The organism is Flavobacterium sp. GQ95, from assembly GCF_059758655.1.
In genome coordinates this window covers 107,533-125,998 of the sequence record NZ_JCAXEB010000010.1, presented here as the reverse complement: position 1 = coordinate 125,998, position 18,466 = coordinate 107,533, and the positions used below count along the sequence as shown (strand labels likewise).

The window sequence follows — 18,466 nt, the reverse complement described above, 5'->3', positions numbered from 1 at the left end:
GTATTTTCATAAAATTATGCAAAAAAAAAGAGATTGCACGTCGCAATCTCTTTTTTACCAAAAACATAAATCTAATTTCACCTAATTATATTTTCAACCAATTGCCATTGACATCTGAATACACAGTAGCCTTTTGGTCACCAACTGATATTTCGAGTTTATACTCTTTTTTTTCATTTGTATAAGCTTTCACTAGTTTTGCACCAGGGTAAGCTGTTTCTAAAGCTGTTTTGACAACAGCCGGAACTGCATCAACGGCAACTTCTTTATATTCATCCTGAACATTGTTGACAGCAATCTTTACAGGTTCAGCTTCTGTAGTTGTTGCATATATTGATAAACTTCCCAAAATTAGTGCTGCTGATAAGATTAACTTTTTCATAATGTTCTTTTTAATTATTTTTTGATGATGTTTCCTGAAGCATCTGTAAAAAAGGTATATTTTTTACCTTCTTTAGAAATTTCAAGTTTGTATTCTTCCTTAGCATTTTTCCATGCTTTTTCCAGTTTAGAACCTACAAACGATTTTTCAATTGTTGATTTTACAGCGGCTGGAACAGCATCTGCAGCAACTTCAGTATATTCATCCTGAATACTTACTGAAACAATTGAATTTGTTACAACCTGAGTTGCTGCATTCATTGACAAACCTCCTAAAAGGATAGCTGCCGATAAGATTAACTTTTTCATAATATGGGAATTTATTTGATTACTTTTTAAGGATATTTCCTTGTGCATCAGTGTAAACGATTGATTTTACTTCTCTGACAGTAATTTCAATTTTGTATTCTTTTTTGTCGTTTACATATGCTTTATCAAGTTTAACTCCTGGATAAGCATTATCTAAAGCTGTTTTAATAGCTGCTGGAACAGCATCAATTTCTTTATACTCATCCTGAATTTTTATTGAATGCGTTATTGTATTTGTTTCATCAATAACTGCTGCCTGTGTTGACAACCCTCCTAACAGGATAGCTGCCGATAAGATTAGCTTTTTCATAATAATAGTATTTTAGTAGTTAGTGATTATTTTTTAACCCAAGATCCGTCTGCATTAGCATAAAGAGATCCTACTTTGTCTCCTACAGTAACTTCTAATTTATATTGAGAAGCTGCATTTTTGTAAGCTTTAGAAAGTACTGCATCCGGATAAGCTTTTTTAAGCGCATCTGTAACTGCAGCTGGTACTTCTTCTACTTTGATTTCAGTATATTCATCCTGAATTGAAATAGTTTTTACGATTGTATTTGAAATTGGAGAAGTTGAAGCAAATGAAGTTAAACCTCCCAAAACGATTGCGGCTGATAAAAATAAATTTTTCATGATATTTAATTTAATGGTGTATATAATATTTTTTTAAACTTTAAAACTTGAATCTCTGTAGATTATTTTTTAATCCATGATCCATCTGCGTTAGCATAAAGAGAACCTACTTTGTCTCCTACAGTAACGTCTAATTTGTATTCTGATTTTGCATTTTTGTATGCTTTTGAAAGTACTGCATCCGGATAAGCTTTTTTAAGCGCATCTGTAACTGCTGCTGGCACTTCTTCTAATTTAATTTCTGTGTATTCGTCCTGAATTGAAATTGTTTTTACGATTGTATTTGAAATTGGCGAAGTTGAAGCAAATGATGTTAAACCTCCCAAAACGATTGCGGCTGATAAAAATAGATTTTTCATAATAGTTATATTTTAGTATTCGTAATTTAATTTTAGTATTACTAATTTGAATAAACATTGAAGTGTCTATTTAAATTATTTTTTAATCCATGTTCCGTCTGCATTAGCATAAAGAGAACCTACTTTCTCTCCAACAGTAACATCTAATTTGTATTCCGATTTTGCATTTTTGTATGCTTTTGAAAGAACTGCATCCGGAAATGATTTCTTTAAAGCTTCAGTAATTGGAGCCGGTACTTCTTCTAATTTAATTTCTGTGTATTCGTCCTGAATTGAAATCGTTTTTATAATAGAATTTGTAATTGGAGAAGTCGATGCGAATGAAGATAAACTTCCCAAAACAATAGCGGCTGATAAAAATAAATTTTTCATAATAATATTTAGTTTAATAGTTGTTTACGCTTTAGATAATGAAATTATTATGCCGTAAACTAAACACAACATGCCAAATCATTCAAACCCCTATTTTTAAAGGCCTTAACCTAATTGTGCCAAAATTTAGAAATTCAAAAAAGTGTGTAATTTTAAAAATGAGTGTGTAAAAAGTATACACTTTAAGTGTTTACTAAGCCATTTTAAAACAAAACCCGACAGATTTTAAAAAATCTGTCGGGTTAAAATATAAGGTAAAATAAAAAAGGCTGCCAAAATTGACAGCCTTTATAATTATTCGATTGGATTCATTTTAAAAGTATCCATAAATGCAGTTGTATAATCTCCTGCAATATATCTTGGATCATCCATTAATTGTCTGTGGAAAGGTATTGTAGTTTTCACACCTTCTATTACGAATTCATCTAAAGCTCTTCGCATTTTGCTGATAGCTTCTTCACGAGATTGTGCAGTTGTAATTAACTTAGCAATCATCGAATCGTAATTTGGCGGAATGCTGTAACCAGAGTAAACGTGAGTATCTAAACGAACTCCGTGTCCTCCTGGCATATGAAGCGTAGTAATTTTTCCTGGTGAAGGGCGAAAATCGTTATAAGGATCTTCAGCATTAATACGACATTCAATAGCATGTAATTGTGGTAAATAGTTTTTCCCTGAAATCGGAATTCCGGCAGCCACCATAATTTGCTCACGAATCAAATCATAATCGATAACTTGTTCTGTAATTGGGTGCTCCACCTGAATACGCGTATTCATTTCCATGAAATAGAAATTTCTGTGTTTGTCTACAAGAAATTCTACAGTTCCGGCTCCTTCGTATTTAATGAATTCAGCAGCTTTTACAGCAGCTTCTCCCATTGCAGTACGCAATTCGTCTGTCATGAATGGCGAAGGTGTTTCTTCAGTTAATTTTTGGTGACGACGTTGTACTGAACAGTCTCTTTCAGAAAGGTGACATGCTTTTCCGTATGAATCTCCAACAACCTGAATTTCGATATGACGTGGTTCTTCAATAAGTTTCTCCATATACATTCCGTCATTTCCAAATGCAGCAGCAGCTTCCTGACGTGCACTTTCCCATGCTTTCAACAATTCTTCTTCTTTCCAAACAGCACGCATTCCTTTTCCACCACCACCAGCAGTTGCTTTAAGCATAACCGGGTAACCAAATTCTTTAGCCAATTTTTGTGTTTGTTCGAAAGATTCTAATAATCCGTCAGAACCTGGTACACACGGAACTCCTGCAGCTTTCATTGTCGCTTTTGCAGAAGCTTTGTCTCCCATTCTATCAATCATTTCAGGAGCGGCACCAATAAATTTGATTCCGTGCTCCTGACAAATTTTAGAGAATTTAGCATTCTCTGAAAGAAACCCATATCCTGGATGAATTGCATCTGCATTTGTAATTTCGGCAGCAGCAATAATATTTGACATTTTCAAATACGATAAGTTACTCGGAGGAGGTCCGATACAAACCGCTTCGTCAGCAAACTTTACATGTAGACTTTCTGCATCAGCTGTAGAGTAAACCGCTACAGTCTTAATTCCCATTTCCTTACATGTACGAATTACACGAAGTGCAATTTCTCCTCTATTCGCAATTAATATTTTTTTAAACATCTTTTTAAAATTAGATAATTAGATAATTAGATAATTGGATAATTAGATTTTAAGCACTTTCGAAAAAGTCTAAAAATCTAAAAATCTAACGATCTAAAATTAAGATGGATCTACTAAGAATAAAGGTTGGTCAAATTCTACAGGAGACATATCGTCAACAAGAATTTTTACAATTTTACCTGAAACTTCTGATTCGATTTCGTTGAATAATTTCATTGCTTCAATTACACAAAGAACATCTCCTTTTGAGATAACACTTCCAACTTCAGTGAAAACTGGTTTGTCTGGAGACGGTTTTCTATAGAAAGTACCAATGATTGGCGATTTTATAGTGATAAATTTCGAATCTTCAGCCGGAACAGACGCTTCACTAGTTACATTAACAACAGCTGGAGCAGTTTGAGGAGCAACAGCTTGCGGTAAAGCTTGCTGAGCTGGTAATTGTTGTACATAAGTAGTTTCAGTTACGTTTCCTTCTAAAGTTGTTCTGATCGTGATTTTTACATCATCCATTTCCAACTTTACTTCAGCAACTCCCGAATTTGCTACAAATTTGATTAGGTTTTGAATTTCTTTTAAATCCATAATGATTCGTTTTTAGTTTTAATTTATTTTGTATCGTAAGCCCATTTCAGGTAAATAGATCCCCAAGTGAATCCACCACCAAAAGCGGCTAAAATAATATTATCTCCTTTTTTGAATTGGTGTTCAAAATCACTTAATACTAATGGCAAAGTTGCTGAAGTTGTATTACCATATTTTTCAATATTCATCAATACTTTTGAATCTTCAAGGTTCATTCTGCTTGCAGTAGCATCAATAATACGTTTGTTTGCCTGATGTGGTACTAACCAATCAACATCTTCATTAGTCAAATTGTTTCTTTTAACGATCAATTCGCTAGCGTCAGCCATATTAGTTACAGCATATTTAAAAACGGTTTTTCCGTCCTGAATAATATTGTGTTGTCTGTTTTTAACGGTCTCTTCTGTAGTTGGGATTAGAGAACCTCCGGCAGAAATTTTAAGAAAATCGCGCCCTACACCATCGCTTCGTAAATACTCATCTTGCAAACCTAAACCTTCATAATTTGGTTCGAATAAAACGGCACCCGCTCCATCTCCAAAAATAATACAAGTAGATCTGTCTGTGTAATCTACAATTGATGACATTTTATCGGCACCAATTAATAAAACTTTTTTGTAACGCCCTGACTGTATATAAGCTGCAGCAGTTGACATTCCGTATAAGAAACTTGAACACGCTGCCTGCAAATCATATGCAAATGCATTAGTAGCTCCAATTTCTGTTGCAACATACACTCCTGTAGAGGCTACCGGCATATCGGCAGTAGCTGTTGCCATTATTACCATATCAATCTCTAAGGGATTAATATTAGCTTTTGCTATTAAATCTTGTGCTGCTTTTATGGCAAGAAACGATGTTCCTTTATCAGCATCTTTAAGAATTCTTCGTTCTTTAATTCCGGTACGAGTAGTGATCCATTCGTCATTAGTATCGACCATTGTTTCCAATACTTTATTTGAAAGTATGTAGTCGGGAACATAGGCTCCAACAGCGGTAATTGCGGCTGTGATTGTATTCATTATATTTTATTATTTCTTTTCAAATACAGGATATTTGAAAAATTTTTAAAAGACTTGAAAATTACAAAAAAAAACGAAATTAATTTGTAGATAATTTCTTAAAAAAAGAAAATTATAACCAACAAAAAAAACTCTCACTATGTGAGAGTTCTAGTATAATTTACAAAAACGTATTAAGCAACCGCTACAGATTTATCGATAACAACTTGCCCTCTGTAATACATTTTACCTTCATGCCAGTAAGCTCTGTGGTATAAATGTGCTTCTCCTGTAATAGGACATGTAGCGATTTGAGCTACAGTAGCTTTATAATGTGTTCTTCTCTTATCTCTTCTTGTTTTCGAGATTTTTCTCTTAGGATGTGCCATTTTACTATATTATTTATCCGTTAATAGTTGCTTTAATTTGTCCCAGCGCGGGTCAATATCTTCTTCTTTTTTACTCTCTTCTTTTTCTTCTTTGACTTCTTTTACAGTCAGTTCATTTAGTTTCTTTAAGGCTTCCGTTTGTAAACTTCCGTCTTTTACGCCTGGATGAACTCGTTTTAGCGGTACCGAAAGGGCAATCATTTCATAAATGTATTGTGCAACATCTAATTCATGCTCTCCGTGTGGCAAGATCAACAACTCTTCATTGTCATTATTGAATTCGTCTCCAAAACGAACAATTAATTTCATTTTCCCTTTTATAGGAAGATCAAAATCTTCGCCTGTTAGATCACAAGGTACATTCACAGTCCCTTTGTGTTTGAATTCCAACTCTAACATGTTGCTTTTCTTATCTAAAACTAAACTCACTTTGATATCCGAACTTTGAAATTCGTCGTAATCAAAGTTCTCAAAGAACGCGTTACTTATTTGATACTCAAAATGGTGTTTTCCCAGCTTCAATCCCATAAAAGGAATTAAAAATTCTTTTGATTTGCTCATCTTAACATCAATTTGACCAATTCGTATCTAAAACTCAGATACCTGAATTGGGGTGCAAAGATATAAAATTATTATAAAACTAATAATCTTATTCACCTTTTTTTGTTTATAACTGTTTTTCTTTTATTTTAAGAGGTTTTTGGCTAATCTCCTCATACTGATTACGCGAACGATAAATGTCAATCGCGAGATAAACTGCCTCTTTGAATGAATTGAAATCTGCCATGTCTTTTCCAGCAATATCGTACGCTGTACCATGATCTGGCGATGTTCTTATTTTATTTAAACCTGCTGTATAATTTACTCCTTTTCCAAAAGACAATGTTTTAAAAGGAATCAATCCCTGATCATGATAAGTTGCTACAATAGCATCATATTTTTCATATTGACCGCTTCCAAAAAAGCCATCAGCAGGAAAAGGACCAAAAACCATCGTTCCGGCTTCAAATATTTTCCTCAAAGCTGGCTTCAAAACTAAATCATCTTCTTTTCCTATAACTCCTCCATCACCTGCATGTGGATTTAATCCTAAAACAGCAATTTTCGGTTTTACAATACTAAAATCCTGAATCAAAGATTTTCTGACGGTTTCGATTTTTCTTGTAATTAATTCTTCTGTCAAATGAGACGAAACTTCATTTAGCGGCACATGATCTGTCAGCAAACCCACTCTCAAATTATCCTGAATCATCATCATCAAGGCATTACCTTCTAATTCCTGATCTAAATAATCTGTATGTCCGGGAAATTTAAATTCTTCTGACTGGATATTGTACTTGTTAATAGGAGCCGTAACTAAAACATCAATTTCACCTTCCTTCAGGGCAGTAGTAGCTGCAACAAAAGACTTAATTGCATATTCTCCAATTTTCTCATCATTTGTCCCTAAATTAATATCAACCCCTTCCTTCCACAGATTTAAGACATTAACTTTTCCAGGCAAAACCTGATCTAATTTATCTACACCATGAAACTGAATTGTTGAAGTGATACTTTTTTTAACAAATGAAAGTATTTTAGCGTTTGCAAAAATAACCGGTGTGCACATTTCTAACATGCGAGAATCTTCGAATGTTTTAAGTATAACTTCGCTTCCAATACCGTTTAAATCTCCAACTGAAATTCCAACAATTATATTTTCTGCTTTTTTATTCATGAGCTCAGATTATTTATTACTAATTTTGATGTGCAAATTTAGTAAAATAAAACAACAATGTTTACAGGAATTATAGAAACCCTTGGAAGGATTCACGAAATACAAAAAGACCAAAACAATCTTCACATTACGGTTGACTCCTCCATTACAAATGAATTAAAGATTGATCAAAGCGTTTCTCACAACGGAATCTGCCTGACAGTCGTAGCCATAAAAGATTCATATTATACCGTTACCGCTATTGACGAGACCATTTTAAAAACAAATATTGGAGACTGGAAAACAGGCGATGTCGTAAATCTGGAAAGAGGAATGAAATTAGGCGATCGTCTGGATGGACATATTGTACAAGGCCATGTAGACCAAACGGGAACGTGTATTAAAATTGAAGAAGCAAACGGAAGTTGGAATTACACTTTTGAATACGACAAAAACCTTAACAATATCACTATTGAAAAAGGCTCTATTACTGTAAACGGCGTTAGCCTGACAGTTGTAAATTCTAAAACTGATGAATTTAGTGTATCGATTATACCTTATACTTTTGAAAATACTAATTTCAAAAACTTTAAAGTCGGAACTAAAATAAATTTAGAATTTGATGTTGTAGGCAAATACATTTCGAAACTTTATTCGATCAACAAATAAAATCCCAAAATCATATCACTAAAAAAGCTTCAGTTTTACACTGAAGCTTTTTTTATTTTATTTTTATATATAACAACCATCCCTAACATTAAGGCAGCTATTATTAAAATCAAAAGATAACTATCAATAGGTCCTCCAGGTGGCTCAAGTGGTGGATCAGTAGGATCATCTAGTGCAGGCGGATCAGCGAAAACACTACAAACATTAATCAGTGTCAAAAAAAATGTGAAAAAAATTGTCTTTACTATCTTCATAATTTCAGTGTGCGAACAAGCACAGTATTTACAATTAGACTTGGGGTCTTTTTATCTAAAAATCTCACAAAAACCGAGGTCTCTGCCGAAATTCACTGGCAAATGTAGAAGTTTTTACCAAAATTACAACCTTAATCACAAAAAAAAGCTTCATAAAAATTTTATGAAGCTTTTTTACTACGTGGTCCCACCTGGGCTCGAACCAGGGACCACCTGATTATGAGTCAGGTGCTCTAACCAGCTGAGCTATAGGACCGGTTTGAGGATGCAATATTACTACTATTTTTTATTCACTGCAAATATTTTAAGATATGATTTCTATTTAATTTCAAATTGCAACACCTCTATTTCTAAACGCAATTGATTTTCAATGTATTATTTCTTAATTAGTAAATGAGAATTTTTACTTTATTTCCTGACAAAGCTCCACTAAAACCCCGTTTGTATTTTTTGGATGCAAAAAAACCACCAATTTATTGTCAGCACCTTTCTTCGGAACTTCATTTATCAATACAAAACCTTCACTTTTTAAGCGTTCTATTTCCGCATAAATATCTTCAACATCAAAAGCGATATGATGAATTCCTTCTCCTTTTTTTTCTAAAAACTTAGCAATCGGACTTTCTGGATTAGTTGCCATTAAAAGCTCAATTTTATTTGTTCCTGTTTGAAAAAAAGAAGTTAAAACCCCTTCACTTTCTACTTCTTCTTCTTTATATGATGGAACTCCCAGTAATTTTTCGAACAATACATTCGCATCATCTATATTTTTAACCGCTATTCCTATATGTTCAATTTTATTTACCATCTTCTTAATTTTACAATAAATACTGTTACAACTTATTGATTTATATACGTTTTAAAATAACCACATTCGGCAATTACATCCTGATAATATTTTGTATCCGAATAATCCTTTTTTAAAGCCTTGAATCCGCTCCAGGCAATAAAATTAATTTTATCATCTTCAACACTCCACCAATTGGTTACATTATTATACTTATTGTTATAATAGTCATTACGTTCGCACTTTGACAATAAATACACACATTTCGCCTTTTGCTCTTTTGTAGTAGCAGCCTCAAATGCTTTTTGATAATACATTTTAGGCAGATCGCAATTCGTAATCATTTTTTTCATCGAATCTCTAAATGAGTATGGACTTGAACCATAACCTACAATGCTAATTTCATAAAAAGTCCGTCCATTTCCAAAATGGGTGATATTATAAAATGCATTTCCTAACAATAAACTATTTGTATATACATCTTCTTTTTGAGCCAATTTATCCTGCATAGATTTTATTGTACTTAAAAATTCAATTTGAGAATACTTCTTCTTTTGGTAGGCTGCATGTTCGCAATCGTGACAATCTTTAATATTTCCGTTAAACGGATTTCCTAAGAAATTATAATATTGAACAGAATCTGTTTCTTTTATAAAAGCAATTGCTTCAGAAATTTTATTTTTGAACGTCGCCTGAACTGCCTGAAAATTATTGATATCTTTTAACTTCAAACTGTAAATGCTGGCACCAATTTTTTCTATTTCAGTTTTATTGTTCTTACTTAGAAAGGATTTCATGGCTAGAAGATTTTTTTCATTATCATAAAAAGCATTTCCGTCATTCCAGTAGCTATAACGCGATTCACCGAATATCTCCGTCATAACCGGATTGCCATTTGCTTTATAAAGTGCTGCTAAATAACTTCTGCTCCATGAAGAAGCATTTTGATAACGAAATTCTCCCCCTTTATATGTTTTAGGAAGCTCCTGATATAACCAATTCAAATCGACGAGAATAGTTTGTTCGCTTTTATCGGTTAGCCTATCAATTTTACTCATATTATTTACAAAACGAAGCAGTCTTAACTGATATTTCGCCAGTTCTGTTTTAGGCATTATTTTTTCTGCTTTGTCAAAATTAGTATCTGCATTTACATAATCCCCTTTTAGTGTTTGCAAATATCCCAACGCAATATTCCACAAATACGGCTTTTCAGTATTCCCTGTTGTGGTAATTTTCGAAACTAAATCAAACGCTTTTTTATCAATTTTACTTTTGTTTATTTCTTTATTTTCAGCAACTGAAAGTTTTTTTGCGGGTTCATTTTCTTTTGCGCTTTCTTCAAAAGAATTATTGACATTCTGCTCTTGTTTGTTTACCAATCTGGTAAGCAGATAATTCAGATGTTCACTTTTAGGATCTAATCCGTAAATTTTATCAATAGCCTGTACCTCATCTTTGTAATAACCATGAATCGCCCAAAGTGCTGCTTTCTCTTTATTATCTTTTGCCATTGCTAATGACTTATTCCAATCTGCTTCATTTTGAGGATGAAAACTGTAGGCTGTCACAACTCTCATTTCAGGGCATTTATCAAAAACCTGAGCGTATAAATAATTGGATTCCGAATATTTTTTCTGTTGATATTTTATTCCCGCCACATAAGAAAGGGCTCGATAATACAATATGTTTTTAGGAACTGATTTTTCCGTTTTATTGAAAAACTCAACTGTTTTTGGTTTATTGCTACTATAGAAATAAGCTTTGGTTGTTAGAAACCAATACCTGTTTTTCAGAAATGCATCTGATGTTGTATTATACACATTCTCGATGGACTGAATCATTTTCAAATCATCAAAAGTTTTAGCCACGACCGGATCATAACTCCAGTAATCTTCATTGATAGAAACGGTTTCAATCTTTTGCGCCAAATATAAAAACTCAATAAAACTCTTGATTTTAGCTTCTTTTAAATCAATCTTTTTATCCCATTTTAAGGAAGTTGCATTTGGTTTTTTGGTTTTAAAGAAAACATGAAGATCTGTAATTTCGGTTTTATTCCCTGAAATTTTACTTTCACTGGAATATCTTGGTGTAAGATCTCCAATTAAAAAATAACTGACACTTGCCGTGTCCATTTTTGTTTTTAAATAATTTTTCCAATCCGATTTTATGTCTTCATTAAATCTTGAATTATGTTGTGTGTCAAATCCAATTCCGTAAAAAACATCTCCCGACAAAAAAAGCGGAGAATATGATTTATCTGTAAATGTTTCAGGAGTAAAATTTGAATTATAACCAAAAAAGTCCCAGTCGTCTCCACCTCCGCAAGCATAAATTATTCCGTAAACAGCAAACAAAGCTACGCTAGAAACAAGAAACAACTTGTTCAAAAATATTCTTTTCATAATTTTTTAAATTGAATTCATCTAAATCGTAAAATATAATTTCCTTTGGAGTGTTTGCCACATTTTCATTTAGCTCCTCTCCCATCATTTTTAAATCTTCAGCAGAAATTGCTTCAATCTTCAGCGTGTCTCCTTCTTCATAAAAAAATCCATTTTTATAATTAGACTTTTTTACTTTAAAAAACAGGGCATTTATCTGTTCAAAATTCTTATCCTTTTTAAGCTGAGCGACATTCAGCTTAGAACGTAAACCGATCACTTTTTGATTTCGGATATGAATTGCCCACGAATAAATCGGCAACGCAATATCAAGATGCAAAGGATATTTCTTCAAACTTTTGAGATATTTTTCTGCTATTTGATGGTTGTATATAGAATTTATGGAATCCGGAGCAATAGATCCCATATTATAATACATCAAAACGCCTGAGTCAACATTTGGAATTTTAGTCCTTTTAAAATATTTAACCTGATGTAACCGAATTGTTGCCGAGAGTCTTTTATGAGAAAGCTTTTTAAAACGCTCGATAAACTTCAAATAATTTTCTTTACTGGCCAGTGTCCAGTCGCAATCAATCTGAATTTCACTACAAACTATATTATTTTTTTCATTAATCACGTTTACTAAATGAAGCGTCTTTTCAGCCAGATTGTCAATATCAAAATTGGACTTTAACATGACTTTATTTTGAATAAAAACCACTGGAACAATGTCAAATTTACTAACATTCCCTTGAAAATGTATCGGACTAACCGGAATTGGTTCTGTCATTTTTGGGTTTAAACCAACATCAAAGTAGCGAATATAAAGTTTCTCAACGTTATTATCCTTCAAAACCTCTTTTTCTGTTTCAGATAATTTAAAAACCGTTTTCCAATAATAAAAAGCAATAATGGGCTTATCATTTTTACTGCAGGCAATTACTAAAAAAACGGAGAAAATCAGAAAAGACTTTTTGATCAAAACGGAGAGAAATTATAATTTTGAACTCAAAAGTAAGAAATTATATCAAATTATTCCTTTAGAATTTAAGAAATAGATAAAAACGTAAAAGCTCCAAATCCTAATAAATAGATAAAAAATTTCGCTTAAAGCAAATATAATCGTTATTTTGTGCAATCAAATTCAAAAACTGTTATGTTGAAAAACAACTTTAAATATATTCCATTTTTACTGGTATTTTTAATGATGAGCTGCGCCAAAAGAGGAAGCATCACCGGAGGACTAAAAGATACTCTGGCTCCTGTTTTAAAATACAGTAGTCCAAAAAATTTCAGTACCGATTTTAAGGCAAATGAAATTATTTTGACATTTGATGAATATGTAAAGCTTAAAAACACCAATAAGCAATTGATTATTTCGCCGCCCATGAAGCATGAACCAATCATTTTGCCAACCACTGCAAGTAAAGAAATCACCATAAAAATTTTAGATACTTTACAGCCCAACACTACGTACAGCATGAATTTCGGGCAAAGTATTGCAGATAATAATGAAGGAAATGCACTTAACCAATTTAAATATGTTTTTTCTACAGGATCTTATATCGATTCACTTTCTATTGGAGGAATAGTAAAAGACGCTTATGAAAAAAATGTAGATAATTTTGTTTCGGTTATGCTATATGAAGTCAATGACAAATTTAAAGATTCTGTTGTTTACAAGGAATTCCCAAGATACATCACCAATACATTAGATAGTTTACGAACTTTTAAATTAGAAAATTTAAAGGCAGGAAAATATCTTTTAGTTGCTTTAAAAGACAAAGGAAACAATAATAAATTTAATCCGAAAGATGACAAAATTGGTTTCATAAAACATTACATTACAGTACCAAATGACACTCTTTTTGAATTAGAACTTTTCAAGGAATCACAACCATTAAAAGCCCTAAAACCAATACAGGCATCCGGAAACAGATTATTTCTTCCGTACGACAGCAAACAGGATTTCACTAATTCTAAACCTAAAATAGTCCTTAAAAACAAAGATGAAATTCTGGAATCTATCGTAACAAGATATCCTAAAAAAGACTCTTTGCAAGTTTGGTACAAACCTATAAAAGTCGACTCCTTATCTATGGAAGTTAGTAATGAGAATTACAATAAAAAATTCACATTTAAGATTAAAGATCAGAAAAAGGATAGCTTAAATGTCACAGCAACACAAAGTGGAGTTCTTAATTTCAGAGACCGATTTACATTGGAATCAGCGACACCTTTGGTGAAATTTGACAAATCAAAAATCAACCTGACGAATAAAGATTCGGTTGCAGTTGATTTTACCACGGAATATGATGAATTCGATCAAAAACTATATGTTGATTTCAAGAAAGAACCTTTAGAAAAATATAAATTTACTTTTCTACCAGGCGCTTTAACAGACTTTTACGATAAAAGCAACGACACTTTATCTTATAAATTGAGTACTAAAGAATATGCTGATTATGGGAATTTAGTTTTGAATTTAAAAAATGTAAAACGCTTTCCAATTATTGTTGAAATAACCAATAAAAAAGGAGATGTTGTTCTTGCCAGCCAATATTCTGAAGGACAAACAAAACTTACATTTGATTTAGTTGAACCCAATGCTTTTACACTTCGAATAACTTATGACGACAATAAAAATAAAATTTATGATTCGGGGAATTTCCTAAAGAAAACCTATGCCGAAGAAGTGTTTTATTATCAAAAAGAAGTTGACGTTCGAACGAATTGGGATGTCGATGAAACTATTGATATGAGTATTCCTTATAATCCAGAACTGGAGAAAAAAGAAGATGACAAAAAGAAAAAGGATGCAATAAAAAAGAGCAAAGCTTTTTAGACTTTAACTTCAAAAACATCTTTATCACTCAAAAAATCTAGTTTTTTTCGCGTTTCCAACATTACATTTTTATCCAATTCAACAATAAAAACGCCTTCTGTTTCTTGCGGTTGCAGGATATAATTCCCTAAAAAATTTACCACTTGCGAATGTCCGATATGTTCATAATTGTTAGCATCCAAACCAATTCTGTTTACACCAACAACATAGCTCAGGTTTTCAACAGCACGTGCTTTCAATAAAATATCCCAGGCATTTGTGCGCACTTTTGGCCAATTGGCAACATATAAAAGCAGATCGTAATTCTCTACATTTCTTGCAAAAACCGGAAATCTCAAATCATAGCAAACCTGCAGGCAAATTTTCCAGCCTAAATAATCAACTATTACTTTTTCGGTTCCGGCCGTATATGTTTTGTCTTCGCCCGCAAGCGTAAACAAATGTCTTTTATTATAATATTGAATTTCTCCAGAAGGAAAAATAAAGAACATTCGGTTATAAAACTGATCGTTTTCGGTAATGATCAAACTTCCAGTCACAGCACAATTTTTCTGTTTTGCAGCAGATTTCATCCACAGAATTGTTTCCCCATTCATAGCCTCAGCCATTGCTAAAGCATTCATAGTAAATCCGGTAGAAAACATCTCTGGTAAAACAATCAAATCAACTTCAGAATCGATTTGATTGATCTTCGATTCAAAGTTATTTCTGTTTTTTAAAGCGTCTTCCCAATAAAGATCTGATTGAATAAGTGCGATTTTCATCTTTCAAAAATACGAATTTTAAGATAAAAAATATTTTTTTCGTAAAAAGCACTTTCTGCAAAAATTTCTCAAAACACCTTTAGAAACCTCAGGTCTTTTGGAATTTAAAAATACTTCAATAAAAAATATTGCAAAAAAAATGCAATTTGTGCAAAAAAAATGCAGATGTGAAAAATTAATATTTATATTTGATCGCCAATAAAAAACCAAAACAAAACATGAAAACCAAAGTATTATGAAAACAAAGCTAATTTCATTAGTGTTTATTGGGGGGATGATCTTCTCAGGAAACGCAAAAGAGGTTGCAATTAAAAAGCATCTTTTTGAACAAAAAAGCAATCAAGTTGAAATCACTGGCCAGGTTTTAGGTCAGGATGACGGAATGCCAATTGCAGGAGCTACTATTTATGCCGAAAGCAATAGTAAACTAGCAACAATATCTGATGAAAACGGAAAATTCAAATTAACTGTTCCAGAAAACGAAGCTCACGTTATTGTAACCTACATGGGCTACGAAACTTTTTCTTTTGCCTTAATTAAAACTACAGATTTAGTCATTAGATTAAAACCTGCTGAGAATGTTTTGGATCAGGTTGTAGTAACCGCTCTTGGTGTTAAAAAAAGCAGTAAATCAATTGCCTATGCAGTTACTGAACTTAAAGGAACCGAATTTACAAAAGCCAAAGAAACCAATATTGCAAACGCCTTAGTTGGTAAAATTGCCGGTGTAAATGTGAGCAGTACCGCAACGGGGCCTAACGGATCAACCAGAGTTGTGATTCGTGGAAACGGTTCCCTAAACGGAAACAACCAACCCATGTATGTGGTAAATGATCTACCAATTGACAATACCCAGCTTAACCTTCCGGGAATTGGAAATGGCGCAGGTTCTACCAGAATCAATGTTGACAGAGGTGACGGAACATCGGTAATAAATGCAGATGATATTAAGACCATCACGGTCTTAAAAGGAGGAACTGCAGCCGCATTATACGGTGCAAATGCTGCTAATGGGGTCATTTTAATTCAAACCAAAAGAGGTTCAGCACAAAAAGGAATTGGAGTGGAATACAATACTTCATTTACATTCGAAACACCATCAATCATACCCGATTGGCAGTATGAATACGGTTCAGGGGCACTCGGAAAAAAACCAACGACACAGGCAGAAGCCATTGCCGATGGCCGATGGTCATGGGGAGCAAAAATGGACGGAACAAATGTTGTTCAGTTTGACGGAGTTGCCAGACCATACGTTGCACAAAAAAACAATATCAAAAACTTCTACGATACCGGAACAACTTTTATAAATTCGATAGCATTAGCTGGCGGAAGTGAAAAAGCTACAGGACGTCTTTCGTTCTCAAACATGGATAATGAGGGTGTTGTCCCTAATTCTGATTTTAATCGCAAAAGCATCAATATTGCAAGTGATGTAAACTTAACAAACTGGTTAAAATTTGATGTGGTTGCCCAATACAATATCGAAAAATCAAATAACCGAACAACCGTTTCAGATGCTGAAGCCAATCCAAACTGGGCAACTTATATGATTGCAAACAGCGTTGACATTAGAAACCTGTCTCCCGGCTATGATGAAAATGGTATAGAGGAAGCCTGGAATCCGGTTGCTGTGGCAACAAATCCATATTACACGATCAATAAAATCAAAAACAGCGATACTAAAAACCGTTTTATAGGAATGTTAAATGTGAAACTGAATTTCACGCCTGAATTATTTCTTCAGGGACGAATTGGACAGGATTTTACTAATTATGAATTCTTTGGATACATTCCAAAAACAACTTTAAACAATCCGGTTGGATACGCTCAAGGCTCAAGAATGAAAATTTCTAACCTGAATTCTGAGGCAATTCTTAACTATACCAAGAAAAATATTTACGGCGATTTCTCTTTAAATGCTTTAGTTGGGGTTAACTCTCGTACCAATTTAAGAGACGAAATCAGAGTCGAAGGTTCTAACTTTGTATTAGATGATTTTTATGCTCTGAGTAATCTTTCGACACTAACGTATAGTTATCCTTATGGAAAAACGAAAACAAATTCGGTTTACGGCGCAGCAGATTTTGATTATAAAAACATAGTATTTTTAAACGTAACGGGACGTCAGGATTGGTTCTCAACACTTTCAAAAGACAACAATACTGTATTCTATCCTTCAGTTGGAACAAGTATAATCCTTTCGGATATCGTAACAATGCCAGATTGGATTTCATTTACAAAACTTAGATCTTCATGGGCTCAGGTTGGTGGAGCAACGCCCGATCCTTATGCATTGAATCAATCTTATTCTATGATTCAGGGCGGACATAATGGTCAGCAATTACAAGGGCCAACCAGTTCAAGAGTTCCAAATTCTACTTTAAGTCCGTTAACATCAACAACCTTTGAAGTTGGAGCCGATTTAGGGTTTTTCCGTAACCGTTTAAACCTTGATTTTGCATGGTACAATCGTGCTACTACAAATGATATTGTTGAAACTACAATTTCAAATGCTTCAGGAGCGAGTACTGCATTATTGAATCTTGGAAAAATGAGAAACAAGGGAGTTGAACTCTTACTTAGCGGTAAAATTATTAATTCGAAAGATTTTTCATGGGACGCAAGTTTCAATGGATCTTATAACGAAAACACAGTTGAAGCACTTACAGATCAGCTAACATCAATTACAATGGCGACTTCTGTAAACGGATATGTAACGATAACAAGTGATGTTGGCCGCCCGTACAGCATCATTAAAGGTTACAAACCGCGTAAAGATGCGAACGGAAATACCGTTTATAACGTAAGTGGTGGTTCTGCAACTATTGCCCAAGGTCCACTTGAAGAATTAGGTCAGGGTGTTCATCCATGGGCAGCCGGATTTAGCAATGAATTCAAATACAAATCGGTTTCATTTAGCTTTTTAATTGATGGAAAATTTGGAGGTAGCTTATATTCCGGAACTGATTTATACGGAACACGTATGGGACTAACAAAATTAACTTTGGAAGGACGTGAAAGCGGATTACCAATTAAAGGTGTTGACACTAACGGAAATCCGGTTGATATGGTGATTGCACCAGAGAACTTAAGAACTTATTACGATGGTTTAAGAAACATATCTTCAACATTTATTTATGATGCCAGTTTCATAAAACTAAGACAAGTAATTATTGGTTATCAATTGCCTCTTGAAAAAATCAAAGGTCTGTCTAAACTTCAGGGAGCTTCTGTTTCTTTTGTTGCAAGAAACTTATTCATTCTTTACAAGAAAACACCAAACGTAGATCCGGAATCTGTTTTTAGTGCCGGAAATGCTCAGGGTGTAGAACAATTTGGAGTACCAAAAACCAGAAGTTTCGGTTTAAGTTTAAATGTGAAATTCTAA

The 18,466-nt window shown here is 33.3% G+C and carries 20 protein-coding genes and 1 tRNA gene; 3 read left to right on the top strand and 18 right to left on the bottom strand.

Features of this window, described 5'->3' with window-relative positions; all coding sequences use genetic code 11:
* Positions 1–85: 85 nt before the first annotated feature.
* The 12 genes from AC6CH4_RS18820 to pdxA all read right to left on the bottom strand — a co-directional run bounded on the left by AC6CH4_RS18820 (position 86) and on the right by pdxA (position 7,387).
* The gene (locus AC6CH4_RS18820) at positions 86–382 is read right to left on the bottom strand and encodes a hypothetical protein (RefSeq protein ID WP_498105670.1); all 297 of its coding nucleotides are present in this window, start codon (positions 380–382) and stop codon (positions 86–88) included.
* A gap of 14 nt (positions 383–396) precedes the next feature.
* Positions 397–690: a hypothetical protein gene (locus AC6CH4_RS18815; protein WP_498105668.1), complete on the bottom strand. Its 294-nt coding sequence runs from the start codon at positions 688–690 to the stop codon at positions 397–399.
* A gap of 19 nt (positions 691–709) precedes the next feature.
* Positions 710–1,000, bottom strand: a complete 291-nt coding sequence (locus AC6CH4_RS18810) for a hypothetical protein (protein ID WP_498105666.1) — start codon at positions 998–1,000, stop codon at positions 710–712.
* A 26-nt stretch (positions 1,001–1,026) separates the two neighbouring features.
* On the bottom strand, positions 1,027–1,323 hold the full coding sequence (locus AC6CH4_RS18805) for a hypothetical protein (RefSeq protein WP_192186829.1): 297 nt from the start codon (positions 1,321–1,323) through the stop codon (positions 1,027–1,029).
* A gap of 62 nt (positions 1,324–1,385) precedes the next feature.
* Positions 1,386–1,682: a hypothetical protein gene (locus AC6CH4_RS18800; RefSeq protein WP_498105664.1), complete on the bottom strand. Its 297-nt coding sequence runs from the start codon at positions 1,680–1,682 to the stop codon at positions 1,386–1,388.
* A gap of 75 nt (positions 1,683–1,757) precedes the next feature.
* Positions 1,758–2,054 (bottom strand): hypothetical protein, encoded by a 297-nt coding sequence (locus AC6CH4_RS18795; protein ID WP_192186827.1) that lies wholly within the window; start codon positions 2,052–2,054, stop codon positions 1,758–1,760.
* Positions 2,055–2,348: 294 nt separating this feature from the next.
* Positions 2,349–3,695, bottom strand: a complete 1,347-nt coding sequence (accC, locus tag AC6CH4_RS18790; RefSeq protein WP_072969753.1) for an acetyl-CoA carboxylase biotin carboxylase subunit — start codon at positions 3,693–3,695, stop codon at positions 2,349–2,351.
* A 99-nt stretch (positions 3,696–3,794) separates the two neighbouring features.
* Positions 3,795–4,280 carry an acetyl-CoA carboxylase biotin carboxyl carrier protein gene (gene accB, locus AC6CH4_RS18785; RefSeq protein ID WP_498105662.1) on the bottom strand — a complete coding sequence of 162 codons (486 nt, stop codon included), beginning with the start codon at positions 4,278–4,280 and terminating at the stop codon, positions 3,795–3,797.
* A gap of 23 nt (positions 4,281–4,303) precedes the next feature.
* On the bottom strand, positions 4,304–5,302 hold the full coding sequence (locus AC6CH4_RS18780; protein ID WP_498105660.1) for a beta-ketoacyl-ACP synthase III: 999 nt from the start codon (positions 5,300–5,302) through the stop codon (positions 4,304–4,306).
* A gap of 173 nt (positions 5,303–5,475) precedes the next feature.
* Positions 5,476–5,670 (bottom strand): 50S ribosomal protein L32, encoded by a 195-nt coding sequence (rpmF, locus tag AC6CH4_RS18775; RefSeq protein ID WP_007137315.1) that lies wholly within the window; start codon positions 5,668–5,670, stop codon positions 5,476–5,478.
* A gap of 9 nt (positions 5,671–5,679) precedes the next feature.
* The gene (locus tag AC6CH4_RS18770; protein WP_056186989.1) at positions 5,680–6,231 is read right to left on the bottom strand and encodes a YceD family protein; all 552 of its coding nucleotides are present in this window, start codon (positions 6,229–6,231) and stop codon (positions 5,680–5,682) included.
* A 106-nt stretch (positions 6,232–6,337) separates the two neighbouring features.
* A complete protein-coding gene (gene pdxA / locus AC6CH4_RS18765) occupies positions 6,338–7,387 on the bottom strand; it encodes a 4-hydroxythreonine-4-phosphate dehydrogenase PdxA (RefSeq protein ID WP_498105658.1) in 1,050 nt (349 codons plus the stop codon).
* A gap of 57 nt (positions 7,388–7,444) precedes the next feature.
* On the opposite strand from pdxA, the gene AC6CH4_RS18760 reads away from it, so the two are divergent.
* A complete protein-coding gene (locus AC6CH4_RS18760) occupies positions 7,445–8,035 on the top strand; it encodes a riboflavin synthase (protein WP_498105656.1) in 591 nt (196 codons plus the stop codon).
* Between the two features lie 35 nt (positions 8,036–8,070).
* On the opposite strand, the gene AC6CH4_RS18755 is transcribed toward AC6CH4_RS18760, so the two are convergent.
* The 5 genes from AC6CH4_RS18755 to AC6CH4_RS18735 all read right to left on the bottom strand — a co-directional run bounded on the left by AC6CH4_RS18755 (position 8,071) and on the right by AC6CH4_RS18735 (position 12,448).
* Positions 8,071–8,289 (bottom strand): hypothetical protein, encoded by a 219-nt coding sequence (locus AC6CH4_RS18755; RefSeq protein WP_498105654.1) that lies wholly within the window; start codon positions 8,287–8,289, stop codon positions 8,071–8,073.
* A 182-nt stretch (positions 8,290–8,471) separates the two neighbouring features.
* Positions 8,472–8,545: transfer RNA gene (locus AC6CH4_RS18750), tRNA-Ile, on the bottom strand.
* A 147-nt stretch (positions 8,546–8,692) separates the two neighbouring features.
* Positions 8,693–9,097 (bottom strand): methylmalonyl-CoA epimerase, encoded by a 405-nt coding sequence (gene mce / locus AC6CH4_RS18745; protein WP_498105652.1) that lies wholly within the window; start codon positions 9,095–9,097, stop codon positions 8,693–8,695.
* A gap of 32 nt (positions 9,098–9,129) precedes the next feature.
* Positions 9,130–11,484: a hypothetical protein gene (locus AC6CH4_RS18740; protein ID WP_498105650.1), complete on the bottom strand. Its 2,355-nt coding sequence runs from the start codon at positions 11,482–11,484 to the stop codon at positions 9,130–9,132.
* Complete coding sequence (locus AC6CH4_RS18735) at positions 11,444–12,448, bottom strand: hypothetical protein (RefSeq protein ID WP_498105648.1); 1,005 nt, start codon at positions 12,446–12,448, stop codon at positions 11,444–11,446. Before AC6CH4_RS18735 ends, AC6CH4_RS18740 begins: the two co-directional genes overlap by 41 nt.
* A 174-nt stretch (positions 12,449–12,622) precedes the next feature.
* Here AC6CH4_RS18735 and AC6CH4_RS18730 point away from each other — a divergent pair, with 174 nt between their 5' ends.
* A complete protein-coding gene (locus tag AC6CH4_RS18730; protein WP_498105646.1) occupies positions 12,623–14,311 on the top strand; it encodes an Ig-like domain-containing domain in 1,689 nt (562 codons plus the stop codon).
* Here the strand turns inward: AC6CH4_RS18730 and AC6CH4_RS18725 are convergent.
* Positions 14,308–15,075, bottom strand: a complete 768-nt coding sequence (locus AC6CH4_RS18725; protein ID WP_498105644.1) for a nitrilase family protein — start codon at positions 15,073–15,075, stop codon at positions 14,308–14,310. The two genes, AC6CH4_RS18730 and AC6CH4_RS18725, sit on opposite strands and share 4 nt — an antisense overlap.
* Before the next feature lie 235 nt (positions 15,076–15,310).
* Here AC6CH4_RS18725 and AC6CH4_RS18720 point away from each other — a divergent pair, with 235 nt between their 5' ends.
* Entirely contained in the window at positions 15,311–18,466 is a 3,156-nt protein-coding gene (locus AC6CH4_RS18720) for a SusC/RagA family TonB-linked outer membrane protein (RefSeq protein ID WP_498105642.1), read from the top strand.

Coding starts and splice junctions, on each gene's coding strand:
- AC6CH4_RS18820 (WP_498105670.1), bottom strand. CDS start 382: ATGAAAAAGTTAATCTTATCAGCAGCACTAATTTTGGGAAGTTTATCA.
- AC6CH4_RS18815 (WP_498105668.1), bottom strand. CDS start 690: ATGAAAAAGTTAATCTTATCGGCAGCTATCCTTTTAGGAGGTTTGTCA.
- AC6CH4_RS18810 (WP_498105666.1), bottom strand. CDS start 1,000: ATGAAAAAGCTAATCTTATCGGCAGCTATCCTGTTAGGAGGGTTGTCA.
- AC6CH4_RS18805 (WP_192186829.1), bottom strand. CDS start 1,323: ATGAAAAATTTATTTTTATCAGCCGCAATCGTTTTGGGAGGTTTAACT.
- AC6CH4_RS18800 (WP_498105664.1), bottom strand. CDS start 1,682: ATGAAAAATCTATTTTTATCAGCCGCAATCGTTTTGGGAGGTTTAACA.
- AC6CH4_RS18795 (WP_192186827.1), bottom strand. CDS start 2,054: ATGAAAAATTTATTTTTATCAGCCGCTATTGTTTTGGGAAGTTTATCT.
- accC (WP_072969753.1), bottom strand. CDS start 3,695: ATGTTTAAAAAAATATTAATTGCGAATAGAGGAGAAATTGCACTTCGT.
- accB (WP_498105662.1), bottom strand. CDS start 4,280: ATGGATTTAAAAGAAATTCAAAACCTAATCAAATTTGTAGCAAATTCG.
- AC6CH4_RS18780 (WP_498105660.1), bottom strand. CDS start 5,302: ATGAATACAATCACAGCCGCAATTACCGCTGTTGGAGCCTATGTTCCC.
- rpmF (WP_007137315.1), bottom strand. CDS start 5,670: ATGGCACATCCTAAGAGAAAAATCTCGAAAACAAGAAGAGATAAGAGA.
- AC6CH4_RS18770 (WP_056186989.1), bottom strand. CDS start 6,231: ATGAGCAAATCAAAAGAATTTTTAATTCCTTTTATGGGATTGAAGCTG.
- pdxA (WP_498105658.1), bottom strand. CDS start 7,387: ATGAATAAAAAAGCAGAAAATATAATTGTTGGAATTTCAGTTGGAGAT.
- AC6CH4_RS18760 (WP_498105656.1), top strand. CDS start 7,445: ATGTTTACAGGAATTATAGAAACCCTTGGAAGGATTCACGAAATACAA.
- AC6CH4_RS18755 (WP_498105654.1), bottom strand. CDS start 8,289: ATGAAGATAGTAAAGACAATTTTTTTCACATTTTTTTTGACACTGATT.
- mce (WP_498105652.1), bottom strand. CDS start 9,097: ATGGTAAATAAAATTGAACATATAGGAATAGCGGTTAAAAATATAGAT.
- AC6CH4_RS18740 (WP_498105650.1), bottom strand. CDS start 11,484: ATGAAAAGAATATTTTTGAACAAGTTGTTTCTTGTTTCTAGCGTAGCT.
- AC6CH4_RS18730 (WP_498105646.1), top strand. CDS start 12,623: ATGTTGAAAAACAACTTTAAATATATTCCATTTTTACTGGTATTTTTA.
- AC6CH4_RS18725 (WP_498105644.1), bottom strand. CDS start 15,075: ATGAAAATCGCACTTATTCAATCAGATCTTTATTGGGAAGACGCTTTA.
- AC6CH4_RS18720 (WP_498105642.1), top strand. CDS start 15,311: ATGAAAACAAAGCTAATTTCATTAGTGTTTATTGGGGGGATGATCTTC.